General features: G+C 34.9%; 1 pseudogene. It reads left to right on the top strand.

What is annotated here, in order from left to right:
• Positions 1–57: 57 nt before the first annotated feature.
• Positions 58–249 (top strand): annotated as a pseudogene (locus SB679_RS25640) (hypothetical protein); the annotation flags it as partial.

Here is a 249-nt window from a genome sequence, read left to right as displayed (position 1 = left end):
CCGCTCCTTGGCGGAAATGGCTAAACTGAATTGTGACTGCAAGAGTATTTTATATCAATGAAAATTTTAAGAATTTTACTGCTATTCTTTCTGATGGCTTCATGCAGTAAGAAAGAAAATCACCCTTACACTTTTTATTACTGGAAAACCAGTTTGAAATTGGATCGGGAGGAGAAAAAAACATTGGATCAAGCTTCTGTTCCTTATTTATACACACGGTTTTTTGATGTTGATAAAATTGGAGGGAAG

The sequence above is a fragment of the Chryseobacterium sp. SIMBA_029 genome, from assembly GCF_046535275.1.
Lineage (GTDB): Bacteria > Bacteroidota > Bacteroidia > Flavobacteriales > Weeksellaceae > Chryseobacterium.
Note: the sequence above shows the minus strand (reverse complement) of the source record. Positions and strands in the feature narration are given on the sequence as shown.